Origin of the sequence: Catenulispora sp. GP43, from assembly GCF_041260665.1 — a bacterium.
Taxonomy (GTDB): domain Bacteria; phylum Actinomycetota; class Actinomycetes; order Streptomycetales; family Catenulisporaceae; genus Catenulispora.
In genome coordinates this window covers 14,823-30,320 of record NZ_JBGCCT010000041.1, presented here as the reverse complement: position 1 = coordinate 30,320, position 15,498 = coordinate 14,823, and the positions used below count along the sequence as shown (strand labels likewise).

14 protein-coding genes are annotated in these 15,498 nt (G+C 72.2%); 10 read left to right on the top strand and 4 right to left on the bottom strand.

The window, feature by feature from the left end; genetic code table 11:
- Positions 1-108 precede the first annotated feature (108 nt).
- Together ABH926_RS47665 and ABH926_RS47660 are read right to left on the bottom strand one after the other, a co-directional pair.
- The gene (locus tag ABH926_RS47665) at positions 109-678 is read right to left on the bottom strand and encodes a DUF6215 domain-containing protein (protein WP_370374014.1); all 570 of its coding nucleotides are present in this window, start codon (positions 676-678) and stop codon (positions 109-111) included.
- 98 nt (positions 679-776) lie between these two features.
- On the bottom strand, positions 777-2,192 hold the full coding sequence (locus ABH926_RS47660) for an NAD(P)H-quinone dehydrogenase (protein ID WP_370374012.1): 1,416 nt from the start codon (positions 2,190-2,192) through the stop codon (positions 777-779).
- 79 nt (positions 2,193-2,271) lie between these two features.
- Between ABH926_RS47660 and ABH926_RS47655 the strand changes: the two genes are divergently transcribed.
- From ABH926_RS47655 to ABH926_RS47635, 5 genes are all read left to right on the top strand, one after another.
- Positions 2,272-3,651: an MFS transporter gene (locus tag ABH926_RS47655; protein WP_370374011.1), complete on the top strand. Its 1,380-nt coding sequence runs from the start codon at positions 2,272-2,274 to the stop codon at positions 3,649-3,651.
- Positions 3,652-3,805: 154 nt separating this feature from the next.
- A complete protein-coding gene (locus ABH926_RS47650) occupies positions 3,806-4,615 on the top strand; it encodes a purine-nucleoside phosphorylase (protein ID WP_370374009.1) in 810 nt (269 codons plus the stop codon).
- Between the two features lie 20 nt (positions 4,616-4,635).
- The gene (locus tag ABH926_RS47645) at positions 4,636-6,351 is read left to right on the top strand and encodes a phospho-sugar mutase (RefSeq protein WP_370374007.1); all 1,716 of its coding nucleotides are present in this window, start codon (positions 4,636-4,638) and stop codon (positions 6,349-6,351) included.
- A gap of 251 nt (positions 6,352-6,602) precedes the next feature.
- Complete coding sequence (locus ABH926_RS47640; protein WP_370374006.1) at positions 6,603-7,613, top strand: AraC family transcriptional regulator ligand-binding domain-containing protein; 1,011 nt, start codon at positions 6,603-6,605, stop codon at positions 7,611-7,613.
- 90 nt (positions 7,614-7,703) lie between these two features.
- On the top strand, positions 7,704-8,732 hold the full coding sequence (locus tag ABH926_RS47635) for a saccharopine dehydrogenase NADP-binding domain-containing protein (protein ID WP_370374005.1): 1,029 nt from the start codon (positions 7,704-7,706) through the stop codon (positions 8,730-8,732).
- Positions 8,733-8,777: 45 nt separating this feature from the next.
- On the opposite strand, the gene ABH926_RS47630 is transcribed toward ABH926_RS47635, so the two are convergent.
- Positions 8,778-9,887 carry an FAD-dependent oxidoreductase gene (locus ABH926_RS47630; protein ID WP_370374003.1) on the bottom strand — a complete coding sequence of 370 codons (1,110 nt, stop codon included), beginning with the start codon at positions 9,885-9,887 and terminating at the stop codon, positions 8,778-8,780.
- A gap of 80 nt (positions 9,888-9,967) precedes the next feature.
- On the opposite strand from ABH926_RS47630, the gene ABH926_RS47625 reads away from it, so the two are divergent.
- Positions 9,968-10,651: a TetR/AcrR family transcriptional regulator gene (locus ABH926_RS47625; RefSeq protein WP_370374087.1), complete on the top strand. Its 684-nt coding sequence runs from the start codon at positions 9,968-9,970 to the stop codon at positions 10,649-10,651.
- A gap of 13 nt (positions 10,652-10,664) precedes the next feature.
- On the opposite strand, the gene ABH926_RS47620 is transcribed toward ABH926_RS47625, so the two are convergent.
- Positions 10,665-11,387 carry a hypothetical protein gene (locus tag ABH926_RS47620; protein WP_370374001.1) on the bottom strand — a complete coding sequence of 241 codons (723 nt, stop codon included), beginning with the start codon at positions 11,385-11,387 and terminating at the stop codon, positions 10,665-10,667.
- A 118-nt stretch (positions 11,388-11,505) separates the two neighbouring features.
- Between ABH926_RS47620 and deoC the strand changes: the two genes are divergently transcribed.
- The 4 genes from deoC (at position 11,506) to ABH926_RS47600 (ending at position 15,349) form a co-directional block, all read left to right on the top strand.
- On the top strand, positions 11,506-12,447 hold the full coding sequence (deoC, locus tag ABH926_RS47615) for a deoxyribose-phosphate aldolase (RefSeq protein ID WP_370373999.1): 942 nt from the start codon (positions 11,506-11,508) through the stop codon (positions 12,445-12,447).
- Positions 12,448-12,466: 19 nt separating this feature from the next.
- Positions 12,467-13,894 (top strand): aldehyde dehydrogenase family protein, encoded by a 1,428-nt coding sequence (locus ABH926_RS47610; RefSeq protein ID WP_370374086.1) that lies wholly within the window; start codon positions 12,467-12,469, stop codon positions 13,892-13,894.
- Entirely contained in the window at positions 13,887-14,948 is a 1,062-nt protein-coding gene (locus ABH926_RS47605) for an aldehyde dehydrogenase family protein (protein WP_370373997.1), read from the top strand. Before ABH926_RS47610 ends, ABH926_RS47605 begins: the two co-directional genes overlap by 8 nt.
- 71 nt (positions 14,949-15,019) lie before the next feature.
- Entirely contained in the window at positions 15,020-15,349 is a 330-nt protein-coding gene (locus ABH926_RS47600) for a hypothetical protein (RefSeq protein WP_370373995.1), read from the top strand.
- Positions 15,350-15,498 lie beyond the last annotated feature (149 nt).

Here is a 15,498-nt window from a genome sequence, read left to right as displayed (position 1 = left end):
TCAGCCGCATCAAACGAATCGAACATTGTGGCGTAGGCGGCCGTTAGGCGGCCGGCATTCTTCGCGGCCGCCTGCGCCATTTCCACAGCGGCCGCTCGAATACTCGTTTCAGCCGGCGCGCCATTCCGGCAGCCCCGGCAAAGCCTTCGCCGCCACCACACGCTCCAAACGCCCGGCATCGCTCTGCGCCATCGCCGAACCGTCCACCATCATCACGTCCACCGCGTAGACCCCGGTGCCGCCGACGGCACTCCAGGCCACCTCCAGCCGGTTGACCTGCTTCCCGCCCGACGTCCCGGACAGCAGCGTCGCGGGGTGGCCGGCGACCTGCTCCGTCGGCGTGGCGATGGCGGCCTGGCCGGTCGACAGGATCACCGAGTACTGCCCCACGTTCCACTCCACGTGGACCTCCGGCTGGCTGCCGGGCACCGTCATCTGGCCGGCGTACACCGGTTTCGCGCCCGGGACGCCCAGCAGCGCCGGCAGTCCCGCCTTCTTCAGCGCGGTGCACAGCTGCGATCCGGTCTTGTCCGCAGCACTCTGCGACGCCGGCTGGCAGGGGTCGGTGTCGCCGCCGGCCCCGCCGGCGTTCCAGACCACCGCCGCGGCCACCACCAGGCCGCCGACCACCAGCGCGGCGATCAGCTGGAACCGGGTGCCCTGGTGCGAGACCTTCACGCGTGCCCCCAACTGCCGCTACCGGTCGGTAACCCTATGGACCGACCATCCTGGCAGCTGTATCAGAGCTCGGACAAGCCCTGCGCGGGGGGCCGGCCTCAGTCCTCGTCCTTCACGTCGGCGTGCAGGCGGCGGGCGGCCTCGGCGACCGAGCCGGACAGCGACGGGTACACCGTGAACACCGACGCCACCTGGTCCACGGTCAGGTGCAGGTCCACCGCCATGGTGATGGGGTGGATCAGCTCGCTGGCACGCGGGGCGACGATCACGCCGCCGACTATCGTGTCCGAGCCCTTGCGGGAGAACAGCTTCACGAAGCCGTCCTTGAAGCCCAGCATCTTCGCGCGCGGGTTGGAGTCCAGCGGCAGCTTGTACTCGTTGAAGCCGGGCGAGTCGTGGTGCGCGTTGACGTTGGTCTGGCCGACCGTGGCGACCTCGGGGCTGGTGAAGATGTTGGAGGAGACCCGCTTGAGGTTTATCGGCCACACCGCCTCGCCCAGGGCGTGGTACATCGCGATGCGGCCCTGCATCGCGGCCACCGAGGCCAGCAGCAGGACGCCGGTGACGTCGCCGGCCGCGTAGACGCCGGGCGCCGAGGTGCGCGAGACCCGGTCCACCTCGATGTGGCCGCTCTTGGTCAGCTCGACGCCGGCCTCCTGCAGGCCCAGATCCTCGGTGTTGGGCAGGGAGCCGACGGCCACCAGGACGTGCGAGCCCTCGACCGTGCGGCCGTCCTCCAGCGTCACGATCACGCGGTCGCCGTCCCGGACCGCGGAGGCCATGCGGGAGCGGGACAGCACGCGCATGCCGCGGCGGCGGAAGACGCTCTCCAGCACCTCGGCGGCGTCGGCGTCCTCGCCGGGCAGGACCCGGTCGCGGGAGGAGACCAGGGTCACGGCCGAGCCCAGGGCCTGGTAGGCCCCGGCGAACTCGGCGCCGGTGACGCCCGAGCCGACCACGATCAGCTCCGGCGGGAGCTCCTTGAGGTTGTAGACCTGCTTCCAGTTCAGGATGCGCTCGCCGTCGGGCATCGCCTCGGGCACCTCGCGCGGGCGCACGCCGGTGGCCAGCAGGATCACGTCGGCGTGGTAGATCGCGACGGTGCCGTCAGCCAGGTCCACCTCGACCTGGCGGTCCGGGGTCAGGCGGCCGCGGCCCTTGACGATCTGCACGCCGGCCTTGCTCAGCGACTCGGCGATGTCCACGGACTGCGCCGAGGCCAGGTTCTTCACGCGGCGGTTGACCTTGTCCAGGTTCACGCCGCTCACGCAGCTGCCGCCGACGGACATCCCGCCGATGCGGATCCCGAGCTCCTCGGCCGACTCGAACGACGACATCACGTCGGCGGTGGCGATCAGCGTCTTGGACGGCACGCAGTCGGTGAGCACCGAAGCTCCGCCCACGCCGTCGCGCTCGACCAGCACGACCTCCGCGTCGAGTCGGGAGGCCACCAGAGCTGCCTCGTAGCCGCCGGGTCCGCCGCCGATGATCACGATCCGAGTCACGTGGTCCATTCTCCCTCACGAAAAAAGGTTGATGGCACCAGATAGCCTGGATCGGCTAGCGACCAGTTCAGAAACCAGGTAGATAACCGTGAGCAACCCCGCCCAGGACTTCGCGGCGGACGCGCCCTCATTCAGCCAGGTAGCGGAATCGACGTCTCTGAAGGAGACCTTCCGCGAGTCCCTCACCGTTTTGCGGATCAGGCAGTTCCGGCTGGTACTGCTGGAACGCCTGTTGTCCACGTCAGCGACCGGCATCTCGTCCGTGGCGCTGTCCTTCGCCGTGCTCGCGGTGACCAGGTCGGACGCGCACCCGGACGGCGACGCCGCCGCGGTGTCCGTGGTGCTGGCCGCGCAGCTGGCCCCGATGCTGGTGTTCACGCTGGTCGGCGGCGTGCTCGCGGACCGGTTCCGGCCGCAGCGGGTGATGCTGGCCGCCAACCTGTCCGCGGCCGCCGGCGAGGGCCTGGCCGCGGTGATGATGTTCACACACGCCGCGAACACCTGGAACCTGCTGGTCGCCGCGCTGCTCATGGGTACCGGCGGCGCACTGTTCTATCCCTCGTCGCAGTCGCTGATCCCGCGGCTGGTTCCCGAGGAGCGGATGCAGGCCGCGTCCTCACTGTCCCGGCTGGCGCAGTCGTCGATGCTGATGATCGGCTCGGCGGTCGGCGGCGTGCTGGTCTCGGTGCTCGGCCCGGGTTGGGCCATGGGCCTGGACGGCGTGCTGCTGCTGCTCGGCTCGGCGCCGCTGATCCGGATCACCGTCACCGCGCTGGAGCGGGTCGGGCAGAAGGCCCCCGGCATGGTGCACGAGCTGCGCGAGGGCTGGGCCGAGGTGCGCTCGCGCACCTGGCTGTGGGCGGTCATCGCCTGCTACGCGGCGGTCCTGGCCGGCTGGTTCGGCGGGTTCCTGGTGCTGGGCCCGGAGGTGGCCAAGGCCCGCCTCGGCGGCGCCGCGGCCTGGGCGACCATCGTCAGCTGCGACGGCCTGGGCGTCCTGCTCGGCGGCATCGCCGGGCTGGTGTACCAGGTGCGGCGGCCGATGTTCATCGGCACCATCCTCACCTTCGCCTTCGCGCTGCCGCCGCTGGTGATGGGCCTGGGCGGGCCGCTGTGGGCGATCTCGGCGGTCTCGGTGCTGGCCGGGTTCGCCGGCGAGTACTTCATGATCCTGTGGACCGTGGCGCTGACCCGGCACATCCCGCAGGACAAGCTCGCCCGGGTCTACTCCTACGACGCGCTGGGCTCGCTGAGCGCCTCGCCGCTCGGCGACCTGGTCGCCGGCCCCGCGGCGAACGCCTTCGGGACCAAGGCGGTGCAGCTCGGCGCGGCCGGGGTGATCGTCGGGGCGACCGGGCTGACGTTCATGTCCTCGCAGGTGCGCCACCTGCGCGCGGACGCGCCGGTGGTCTCGGCCCTGCCGGTCCCGCTCAGCGAGGAGCCGGCGCCGGGATTCGTGGCGGTCTGACGGCGGCGGTCCGGCGGCAGCTGTCTGACGGTAGTCGTCTGACGGTAGTTGTCTGACGGTAGTTGTCTGACGGCGGCGCTCCGAGGGCGGCGATCTGCCGGCACCGGGGCACCGCCGCCCGCCCTCCGATGATCCGGCGCTGTACGCTCACCAGGTGACGAACAGCGCTGACGCCCCCCAGGACCCCTACCGGCTGGCCGAGACGGCCGCCGCCCGCCTCACCGAGCTGGCCGGGCGGCACGACGTCGCCGTGGTCATGGGCTCCGGGTGGGCCGAGGCCGCCGACGGGCTCGGCACCCCCGACTGGGAGGCGCCGGTCGGCGACCTGCCCGGCTTCGCCGCGTCCGGGGTCGTCGGGCACGCGGGCAAGGTGCGCTCGGTGACCGTCGGTGGCAACAAGGTGCTGGTGTTCCTGGGCCGCACCCACTTGTACGAGGGCCGCGGCGTGGCCTCGGTGGCGCACGGCGTGCGCACCGCGGTGGCCAACGGCGTGAAGACCGTCGTGCTCACCAACGGCTGCGGCGGCCTGCGCTCGGACATGCGCGCCGGGCAGCCGGTCCTGATCAGCGACCACCTGAACCTGCAGAGCGAGTCGCCGATCGTCGGGGCGCGGTTCGTGGACCTCACCGACCTGTACTCCGAGCGGCTGCGCACGCTGGCCCGCACCGTCGACCCGTCCCTGGCCGAGGGCGTCTACCTGGCGCTGCGCGGCCCGCACTACGAGACGCCCGCCGAGATCCGCATGTTCCGCGGCTGGGGCGCCGACCTGGTCGGCATGTCCACGGCACTGGAGGCGATCGCGGCCCGCGAGGCGGGGGCCGAGGTCATGGGTATCTCCCTGGTGACCAACCTCGCCGCCGGCATGACCGGCCAGCCGCTGTCGCACGCCGAGGTCACGGAGACCGGCGCGGCGTCGGCGGCGTCCCTGGGGACGTTGCTGCAGGGCATCGTCGAAAAGATCTGACCGGCCCGGAAGGGGACGCGATGACGCAGAGCACCGACCACACCAGCACGAGCACTGGTACCGGCACCAGCACCGGCACCGCGATCAGCGAGGCGCTGTTCGCCGCCGCCCGCGCCTGGCTGGCCGAGGACCCGGACCCGGCGACCCGCACCGAGCTGACCGGCCTGCTGGAGGCGGCCGAGTCCGGCGACTCGGTGGCCTACGGCTACCTGGAGGACCGCTTCGACGGCCGCCTGCAGTTCGGCACCGCCGGCCTGCGCGGCGAACTCGGCGCGGGCCCGAACCGGATGAACCGCGTGACGGTGCTGCGCGCCGCCGCGGGCCTGGCCGCGTTCGTGACCGAGCAGCACGGCACCGGCCAGGTCGTGGCGATCGGCTACGACGCCCGGCACAACTCGCGGCGCTTCGCCGAGGACACCGCCGAGGTGATGCTCGGCGCCGGGCACCGGCCGTACCTGATGCCGCGCGAGCTGCCGACGCCGATGCTGGCGTACAGCGTGCTGGCGCTCGGCGCGAAGGCCGGCGTGATGGTCACCGCGAGCCACAACCCGGCGCGGGACAACGGCTACAAGGTCTACCTCGGCGACGGCTCGCAGATCACGACGCCGAACGACACGCTGATCGCCGCGAAGATCGACGCGGTCGGCGCGCTGGCGGACGTGCCGCGCGGGACGGTCGCCGACGCGCAGGTCATCGAGGAATCGGTGGTCGACGCCTACGTGGCACGCTCGAAGGAACTGCTGCCGCCGGCCCCCGACCTCGAGCTGAAGTACGTCTACACGGCGATGCACGGAGTCGGCTACGAACTGGCCCGCAGGGTCCTGACGAACGCCGGGTTCGCCGAGCCGATCAGCGTTCCGGAGCAGCAGAAGCCCGACCCGGACTTCCCGACGGTCTCGTTCCCCAACCCGGAGGAGCCCGGCGCGCTGGACCTGGCCTTCGCCCTCGCCGCGGAGCACGACGCCGACCTCATCATCGCCAACGACCCGGACGCCGACCGGATGGCCCTGGCCGTGCCCGACAAGGCCGCGCCGGGCGGATGGCGCCGGCTGTCGGGGGACGACGTCGGGCTGATGTTGGGCATGAGCCTGGCGAACAAGCCCGGCGCCTCCGGGACGTTCGCCACCTCGATCGTCTCCTCCGAAGGCCTGGCGGCCATCGCCGACGAGGCGAAGGTCGACTACGCGCGCACCCTGACCGGCTTCAAGTGGCTCTCGAAGGTGCCGGACCTGGCCTACGGCTACGAGGAGGCGATCGGCTACTGCGTCGATCCCTCGCACGTGAAGGACAAGGACGGGATCACCGCCGCGCTGACCGCCGCGCTCATGGCCGCGAGCCTGAAGGCCGGCGGCCGGACGCTGCTGGACTACCTCGCCGAGGTCGACACCGTCACCGGCAACCTGGTCACCACGCAGCTGTCGATCCGCAGCGACGACCCCGAGCAGATCCAGACGATGATGCGCGCGATGCGCCGGAACCCGCCGGCCGCACTCGGCGGGGTCGCGGTGACCGAGGTCGGCGACCTGTCCGCGAACGGCACGGCGCTCCCGCCGGAGCAGGGCCTGCGGCTGGCCTTGGAGAACGGCTGGATCGCGGTCCGCCCGAGCGGCACCGAGCCCAAGCTCAAGTGCTACATCGAGCTCGGCGACCGCGCGGCCGCGGACCGCTCGCCGGTGGTGGAGCGGATCGCGGCGGTGCGGGCCGGCCTCGACGAGTGGTTCGCGCAGTTCGCTTAGGTTCAGTAGTTCGCTTAGGTTCGGGCAGCCCGCCTGAATCAGTCACACCTGTCGGGCGGCATCGGCGCTTATCAGCACACCGATGCCGTCCGTCCGTCCGTCCGCCCGCCCGCCCGTCCGCCCGCCCGCCCGTCCGTCCGGCCGGCCGTCACGGCCGCCGACGGCCAGCGGCCGCGTCATCGTGAGCCGGGCCTGATCCCCGCAGCCGCGCACCCCTGACCAGCGGCCCAGCGGTCCGCTACTGTTCAGCCGTGTCCGAAGGCTCGGTGTCCGCCCACCTCGCGCGGCTCGTACTGGCCGCGGTCCACGACAGCGGAGCCGATCCGGCGCGGTTCGCCGACCGGCCCGATCTCGCCCCCGAGGTGCTCGCCGACGACCTGGCCCGGGTCTCCACCGGGACCATGAACGCCTTGTGGGAGCAGCTGATCTCGGCCGGCCGGGGCAGCGCGGTCGGCGCGCTGGTGGTCGAGTCCAGCGCGTTGGGCAGCCTCGGTGCGTGGGACTACATGTTCGCCGCAGGCGCGAACCTCCTGGAGACCACCGAGCGCGTGATCGCCTACCTGCCCGCGGTCGGCGACCCGGCGGCGGAGCGGGCCGCGCTCCTGCCCGACGGCGATCGCAGGATCCTGCGACACTCCAGCGGTGCGGCGGTGCCGGAGGTGGTCGAGGCCGTCGAGGTCTTCGCCGTCGCGCTGTATCTGCGCCGGATGCGCGAGGCCGCACGCCGGCCGGTCCTCCCGCTGCGCATGACGTTCCGGCAGCAGGCGCCGAAGGATCCGCGAGCCCTCTACACCGCACTGGGCACCAGGGACATCGATTTCGGGGCGCCGGACACCGCGATCACCTTTCGGGACAACGACCTTCGCGCACCGCTGCCGGAATCCCAGCCGGGACTCGGGGCACTCCTGACCCGGCACGCCGATCTCACACTCGCCGCCGCCAGGCCGGTCGCGCAGTGGATCGACGCCTTCCGGATCGCACTCGCAGCGGCAGCGGAGCAGGACGCTGCGTCGCTGTCGGGAGTGGCGCACCGCCTGGCGCTCAGTCCGCGCACCCTGCAACGGCGGTTGGAAGACAACGCGACCAGCTGGCGCCGCGAGCTCGACCGGCTGCGAAGCCAGCGGGAAATGGCGCTGCTGCGGGACACCGCGCTGCCGGTCAGTTCGGTCGCGGTGCGCCTCGGCTACAGCGACGCGCGCGCCTATCGGCGTGCCGTGCAACGGCGGCACGGGAGTGTGCCGTCGCTGCTGCGGGAAGGCTGACGTCTTCGGTCCCCTTTTTTGGCGTGTTCGGTCCTCTGGCCGGCCCTGCGGCCCGCTATAGCGTGGATCAACCGAATCGAAGGGGAGATCATGGGATCGACGCAGGGTGTAGTGGTGTACGGGGCCTACGGGCATACCGGACGGTTCATGCTCTCGGAGTTGCGCGACCGCGGATACCGTCCGATCCCGGCAGGCCGCGACGAGGCGAAGCTTCACGAACTCGCAGCCGATGACCCCCGGCTCGAGACCCGGCCGGCCTCCGTCGACGACCCGGACGCCCTGGACCGCATGCTCAAGGACGCGGACGCGGTGATCAACTGTGCCGGGCCGTTCGCCGCGACCGCCGCCCCGGTGCTCGCCGCGGCACTGCGGGCCGGCATCCCGTACGTCGACGTGGCGGCCGAGATCGAAGCGAACGCCGACACCTTCGCCGAGTCCGCCGAGCAGGCGCGCGAGGCCGGCGTCGCCGTGGTGCCGGCGATGGCGTTCTACGGCGGCCTGGCGGACATGCTGGCGACCGTCGCGATGGGCGACTGGACGGAGGCCGACGAAGCCCACGTCGCCTACGGACTGAGCAGCTGGCACCCCACTCCCGGAACGCGGGGATCGGGCGTGGTCTCGCGCGAGCGGCGCGGAGGCCGCCGCGTCCGCTTCACCGGCGGACAGCTCGCCTACCACGACGAGCAGCCTCAGGTTGTGCCCTGGCCGTTCCCGGAGCCGCTGGGTTCCAGCCCGGTCACCGAGTTCACCCTCGCCGACGCCGTCACCATCCCGAGCCACCTGCCGATCCCGGAAGTCCGCACCTACTTGACCGCCAAGGCAGCCGCCGAACTCGCGGCGCCGGAGACGCCCGCACCGGCGCCGGTCGACGACCGCGGCCGCTCGGCGCAGACCTTCCTGGTCGACGTGGTCCTGCGCCGCGACGGTGTCGAACGCCGCGCCACGGCCGCCGGCCAGGACATCTACGCCGTCAGCGCGCCGCTCGCGGTGGAGGCGGTCGAGCGGATCCTCACCGGCCGGACCAGGACGACCGGCATCGCCTCCGCCGGCGCGATGTTCGACGCCGCCGACTTCCTCCGGGCGCTGTCGCCGCACGTCGAGTGGGAGCTGGGCAGCTGAGCAACTGGGCAGCTGAGCAGCTGAGCGACTGAGGGCGCAGAACTCTCACCCCGGCTGGAAGAACGCCAGCAGCTTCCGGGCGGCGTCGGGCGACGACAGCATCTCGTGCATCTCCGCGGACCTCCGCGCGGCGGCGCCGGTGCGCTCGAACATCTCGCGTTCGTACTCCGCGACAGCGGCAGCGAAGTCGTCCGGGTGCGCGGCCAGCGCCTGGCCGAGCACGGCGCCGTCGAGCATCGCCAGGTTGGCGCCCTGCCCGGTCGGCGGCATCAGGTGCGCGGCGTCGCCGACCAGCGTGACGTCCGGCCTCGACGACCAGGTCAGGCCCACTGGCAGGGTGCTGATCGACCGCGGCATGACCGTGTCGTCGCAGGCCTGGATCAGGGCTGCGAACCGGGAGTCCCAGCCGGGGAGGAGTTCGATCAGCCGGGCCTTCGCCGCCGCCGGATCCTCGAAGGGGATTCCGCTGGTGGCGAACCAGTCCTCGGGGGTGTTGTAGAAGCTCACTCCGATGCGGACGCGGCCGTCCCCATTGCGTTGTGCCGCCAGGGATATCCCGTCGCCGAGGGCCCAGTAGGTGCCCCGTCCGACCATCGCCGCGAGGTCGGGATACCTGCGGTCGATGTCGGGGATGCCGATCTCGACGACGTTCTTGCCGATGTGCGCCGGGCGGGCGTCGGTGAGCAGGGCTCGGACCCGGGACTGCGCGCCGTCGGCGCCGACCAGGAGGCCGTAGGGCGCGTCGCTGCCGTCGGCGAAGTGCAGCAGGCCATTGTCGGCGGAGCGGAACGCGCGGCCCCAGCGCACCGTGCCCTCGGGGAGGGAGTCCAGCAGCAGTGCGCGCAGATCGGCGCGATCGACCTCGGGGCGCAGGAGCGGGGCGTCGTCGGGGGTGTCCTCCTGGAGCAGCAGGGTGCCGTCCGGTTCGAGGAGGCGCATGTCCTGGCCCTCGCCGCGGGCGATCGCGAAGAACGCGTCGATCAGGCCGGCCTCGCGCAGGGCGCGCTGCCCGGAGTGGATGTCGAGCATGCCGCCCTGGCCGCGTGCGTCGCGCGACGCTTCGCGTTCGTACACGACGGCCTCGATCCCGTGCAGGTGCAGTACTCGGGCCAGGACCAGTCCGCCCAAGCCGGCTCCGACCACGGCGATTCCCATGACGCCTCCTCGATACACTGTATTGGCCGATACACTGTATCGTGACGGCGGGCGTGCTCACCCGCTGTAAGGTCGGCGCCATGGTGGTGTGGGAGAGGCCGGAGCCGCCGAGCCGGCCGGCGCCGGCCCCGCTGAGCCGGGAGCGGATCGTCCGGGCCGCGATCGGCCTGGCCGACGCGGACGGCCTGGCCGCGGTGTCGCTGCGCAAGGTCGCCGGCGTGCTGGACGTCGGGCCGATGCGGCTCTACGGCTACATCGACACCAAGGACGAGCTGCTCGACCTGATGGTCGACGCGGTCCACGCCGAGGTCCGGCCGGACGGCGACGGCTGGCGGGAGGTGCTGCGCTCGTACGCCGAGGGCACACGGCTCACCGTGCACCGGCACGAGTGGCTGGCCGACCTGATCGGCGGGCGGCCACAGCTCGGCCCGCTCGCCCTGGCCACCGGCGAGGCCGTGGTCTCCGGGCTCGGCGGCGCCGTCGAGGTGGACGCCGTCATGCCGGTGATCAGCGCCGTCCGGGCGTACGTGATCGGCGCCGTGCGCCGCGAGATCGCCGAGCGCCGCGCCGAACGGGCCACCGGGATGGACCAGGAGCAGTGGCAGGCCGCCACCGGGCCCTACCTGACGCGCACCTTCGCCGAGGGCCGGTTCCCCGCGCTGGCCACGGTCGTGCGGAACGCCGCGCACCTGGATGCCGACGAGACCTTCCGGATCGGGCTGGACTTCCTGCTCGACGGCATCGGGGCGCGGATCACCGGCTGAGGCCCACCTCGGATCAGAAGGCCCCCACGACGGCCGCGACCAGCAGCGCGACGCTCACACCGAACGGCACCACCGTGTACCAGGTCCACGTCACCGTGGTCGGCGCCGCCTTCTCCATCGCCGTCGTGCACATCCGCCTGCGGTCGCGCATCTCCACGACCGCCTGGTCGGCGAAGGCCATGGTCTCGACCGGGTCCTCGCGCAGGGTCTTGGGCCGGCCGTAGCCGGCGGCACCGAGCGCGCTGCCGGCCAGGTCGCCGCCGCTGGCGGCCTGCTTGGCCGACTCGGCGCGGGCCGTGCGGACCTTCTTGGCGACCACGCGGTCGTTCTTGCGGCGCTCGTGCATGGAGACCGGGATGGCCCAGACCGTGAACTTGCGCGCCTTGCCCTCCTCCGGGACGGTCTCGATCACCATCGACAGCCGCGCCGAGATGTTCTCCACGCGCGGCCAGCTGATGTCGATGCGCCGGAAGGGGTTGCGGATCGACAGGCGGTCGGTGTGGCTGTAGGCGGCCGGGTAGAGGCCGCCGACTATGCCGCTGACCACCATCAGCAGCCCGACCGTGGAGCCGACCGGGTGCTTGTCCGAACTCAGGCCGAACGCGAACAGGAAGATCGCGCCGAAGACCACCAGCAGGGCACCGGTCCCAAGGGAGCCGATGGTGCGGTAAGCGGTGGGCTTCTCGGCGGACGACGCCGTCGCGCCGTCTGTCGAGGCCGGGGATTTCAGTCGCATACACCCGATTCTGCCACCCCCCGTCCCACCCTCCGAGACCGAGAACCGATTGTGACCGATCGGTGATCGTCAAGACCTGCCATTTCTCCACGTGGAGGGCACCGTCTACCGTGGTCCCGTGACCGCACAACTCGCCCTCGACGACGCGGGCCTGCGCCGCCTCCTCCACGGTTTGCCGCCGGTGGACCAGGTGGGCGCCGACGCCCGTGCCGCCAAGCTGGGGACCCGATCGATCAAGACCACCGCGAAGGCCCGGGCCCTGGACCTGGCCGTGCGCATGGTCGACCTGACCACGCTGGAGGGCGCCGACACCCCGGGCAAGGTCCGGGCGCTGTGCGCCAAGGGCGCCCACCCCGAACCGGACCAGCCGGACTGCCCGAGCGTGGCGGCCATCTGCGTCTACGGCGACATGGTCGGCACCGCCAAGGAGGCGCTGGCCGGCACCGGGGTCAAGGTGGCCGCCGTAGCCACCGCGTTCCCCAGCGGCCGGGCGCCGCTGGCCGTGAAGCTGGCCGACACCGCCGCGGCGGTCGAGGCCGGGGCCGACGAGATCGACATGGTGATCGACCGCGGCGCCTTCCTGGCCGGCCGGTACGCCGCCGTCGCCGATGAGATCGCCGCCGTGAAAGCGGCCTGCCAGACGGGAGGGCACGACGCCCACCTGAAGGTGATCCTGGAGACCGGCGAGCTGGCCACCTACGACAACGTCATGCGCGCCTCCTGGCTGGCGATGCTGTCCGGCGCCGACTTCATCAAGACCTCCACCGGCAAGGTCAGCCCGGCCGCCACGTTGCCGGTGACCCTGCTGATGCTGGAGGCGGTCCGCGACTTCCGCGCGCAGACCGGCCGGCAGGTCGGCGTGAAGCCGGCCGGCGGCATCCGGACCGCCAAGGACGCGATCAAGTACCTGGTGACGGTCAACGAGACCGCCGGCCCGGACTGGCTGGACCCGGACTGGTTCCGCTTCGGCGCCTCCAGCCTGCTCAACGACCTGCTGCTGCAGCGCCGCAAGCTCGCCACCGGCGTGTACTCCGGCCCCGATTACGTGACGGTGGACTGATCTCATGGCGAACACAGGCTTGTTCGAATACGCCCCGGCGCCCGAGTCCCGCTCGGTCGTCGACCTGAAGCCGTCCTACGGTCTGTTCATCGACGGCGAGTTCACCGAGGGCTCCGGCGGCGCCTTCAAGTCGGTCAACCCGGCCACCGAGGAGGTGCTGGCCGAGGTCGCGATGGCCGACGCCGCCGACGTGGACCGCGCCGTGGCCGCCGCGCGCCGCGCCTACGACCAGGTCTGGTCGAAGATGCCCGGTGCCGAGCGCGCCAAGTACATCTTCCGGATCGCGCGCATCATCCAGGAGCGGGCCCGGGAGCTGGCCGTTCTGGAGTCGCTGGACAACGGCAAGCCGATCCGGGAGTCGCGCGACGTCGACATCCCGCTGGCCGCCGCGCACTTCTTCTATTACGCCGGCTGGGCCGACAAGCTCGGCTACGCGAACCTGGGGCCGAACCCACAGCCGCTGGGCGTCGCCGGCCAGGTGATCCCGTGGAACTTCCCGCTGCTGATGCTGGCGTGGAAGGTCGCGCCGGCGCTGGCGTGCGGCAACACGGTGGTCCTCAAGCCCGCCGAGACGACCCCGCTGACCGCGCTGCTGTTCGCGGAGATCTGCCAGCAGGCCGATCTGCCGCCGGGCGTGGTGAACATCGTCACCGGCGCCGGGGCCACCGGCGCGGCCGTGGTCTCGCACCCGGGCGTGGACAAGGTCGCCTTCACCGGCTCGACCGAGGTCGGCCGGATGATCGCCAAGCAGGTCGCCGGCACCTCCAAGAAGGTGACCCTGGAGCTCGGCGGCAAGGCGGCGAACCTGGTCTTCGACGACGCCCCGCTGGAGCAGGCGATCGAGGGCATCGTCGACGGGATCTTCTTCAACCAGGGGCACGTCTGCTGCGCCGGGTCCCGGCTGCTGGTGCAGGAGTCGGTGGCCGAGGAGGTCGTGGACCGGCTGCGCGAGCGGATGAAGACGCTGCGCGTGGGCGACCCGCTGGACAAGAACACCGACATCGGCGCCATCAACTCCGCCGAGCAGCTGGCCCGGATCCGGACCCTGACCGAGGCCGGCGAGGCCGAGGGCGCGAAGCGCTGGTCGCCGCCGTGCGAGCTGCCCGAGCGCGGGTTCTTCTTCGCCCCGACCATCTTCACCGGGGTGTCGCAGGCGCACCGGATCGCGCGCGAGGAGATCTTCGGGCCGGTGCTGTCGGTCCTGACGTTCCGGACCCCGGCCGAGGCCGTGGAGAAGGCCAACAACACCGCCTACGGCCTGTCCGCCGGCGTGTGGACCGACAAGGGTTCGCGGATCCTGTGGCTGGCCCAGCGGATGCGGGCCGGCGTGGTGTGGGCGAACACGTTCAACCGCTTCGACCCCACCTCGCCGTTCGGCGGGTACAAGGAGTCCGGGTACGGCCGCGAGGGCGGGCGCCACGGTCTGGAGGCTTACCTCGATGTCTGAGACGAAGAAGAAGGCCGCCAAGGCGGTCAAGCCCGCCAAGGCCGCGCCGGCGACGGCTGCCGCCAAGACGGCCAAGACCGCCGAGAGCGCCAAGGCCGCCAAGGCGGTGTCGGCGACGGTTGCCGCCGAGGCCGCTCCCGCGGTCGAGGCCGCCGCGACCGCCCCGGCCGCGCCGATCGCCTCCACCTCCTCCCGTTCCTCCGTGCGCAAGACCTACAAGCTCTACATCGGCGGCGCCTTCCCGCGTTCGGAGAGTGGACGGAGCTACGCCGTGACGGCGAGCACTGGTGAGTTCATCGCCAACGCGGCGCAGGCGTCGCGCAAGGACGCGCGCGACGCGGTGCGCGCCGCCCGCGCGGCCCAGCCGGGCTGGGCCAAGGCGACGGCGTACAACCGCGGCCAGATCCTGTACCGGATCGCGGAGATGCTGGAGGAGCGCCGCGACCAGTTCGCGCAGCAGATCGCCGGCGTCGAGGGGATCACGACGGACGCGGCCTACGCGCAGGTCGACGCCACCGTCGACCGCTGGGTCTGGTACGCGGGCTGGTCGGACAAACTGGCGCAGGTGCTCAGCGCGGCCAACCCGGTCGCCGGGCCGTACTGGAACATCTCCTCGCCGGAGCCCACCGGCGTGGTGGCACTCCTGGCCCCGGCCACGCCGACGCTGCTCGGACTGACGTCGGTGATCGCCCCGGCGATCGTCGGCGGCAACGCGGTCGTGGCCGTGGCCCCGGACGCCTCGGCGCTCCCGGCGGTCACCCTCGGCGAGGTGATGGCGACCTCCGACCTGCCCGGCGGCGTCGTCAACATCCTGACCGGCGGCACCGCGGAGCTGGCCCCGTGGCTGGCCTCGCACCTGGACGTGAACGCCCTGGACCTGGCAGGCGTCCCGGCCGGCTCGGACCTGGCCCGCGACCTGGAGATCGCGGCCGCGGAGAACCTGAAGCGCGTCGTGCGCCCCACCGCCGGCCAAGACTGGACGACGGACCCGGGACTGTCCCGCATGAAGCCGTTCCTGGAGACGAAGACGGTCTGGCACCCGATCGGCATCTGAGCACACCCCGCACAACCCACCACCGGGTGCCCCGTCGTAACGGCGGGGCACCCGCGGTCGTTGGAGCGGACATGTCCAAATACCCCACCCGCCGAGCCCTCGGCCTCGCCGCCCTCTCCGGCCTGGCCCTCACCGCCGCCCCGGCAGCCCACGCCGCCCAGAGCGACGACCCCGCCGCCGACGCCGGGTCCGCCGCGGCCATGGCGACCTTCCACCACGCCGCCGGCGCCCTCGCCGCCACCCAGCTGTACCCGCTCGCGCACACCCCGCTGGACCTGCTGTCGAACAACCTGCACGTGCCGGTGGCCGGCATGGACCTGTCGACGCTGCCGGTCACCGCGCCGCTGCACGACGGGCTGCCGCTGCGGGAGGTGCCGTTGGTGGGGCGGCTGCTGCGCTGATCGGTTGCCGGGCCCGCCGATCGCAGCCGCATTTCGGGGCTGGCTGCGACTCGATCGGCCACCAGGGCGCGGCTGCTCGGCCGCCGGGCTAATCCCTTCCCGGGTCCAGCGATATCGCCCAGCGCATCAATCCGGCTGCGAACTCGCTC

What these genes read in the sequence shown, in the direction of transcription:
- ABH926_RS47600 (WP_370373995.1), top strand. Translation starts at nt 15,020, where the DNA reads ATGTCCAAATACCCCACCCGCCGAGCCCTCGGCCTCGCCGCCCTCTCC.
- ABH926_RS47635 (WP_370374005.1), top strand. Translation starts at nt 7,704, where the DNA reads ATGGGATCGACGCAGGGTGTAGTGGTGTACGGGGCCTACGGGCATACC.
- ABH926_RS47660 (WP_370374012.1), bottom strand. Translation starts at nt 2,192, where the DNA reads ATGGACCACGTGACTCGGATCGTGATCATCGGCGGCGGACCCGGCGGC.
- ABH926_RS47645 (WP_370374007.1), top strand. Translation starts at nt 4,636, where the DNA reads ATGACGCAGAGCACCGACCACACCAGCACGAGCACTGGTACCGGCACC.
- ABH926_RS47625 (WP_370374087.1), top strand. Translation starts at nt 9,968, where the DNA reads ATGGTGGTGTGGGAGAGGCCGGAGCCGCCGAGCCGGCCGGCGCCGGCC.
- ABH926_RS47630 (WP_370374003.1), bottom strand. Translation starts at nt 9,887, where the DNA reads ATGGGAATCGCCGTGGTCGGAGCCGGCTTGGGCGGACTGGTCCTGGCC.
- ABH926_RS47620 (WP_370374001.1), bottom strand. Translation starts at nt 11,387, where the DNA reads ATGCGACTGAAATCCCCGGCCTCGACAGACGGCGCGACGGCGTCGTCC.
- ABH926_RS47605 (WP_370373997.1), top strand. Translation starts at nt 13,887, where the DNA reads ATGTCTGAGACGAAGAAGAAGGCCGCCAAGGCGGTCAAGCCCGCCAAG.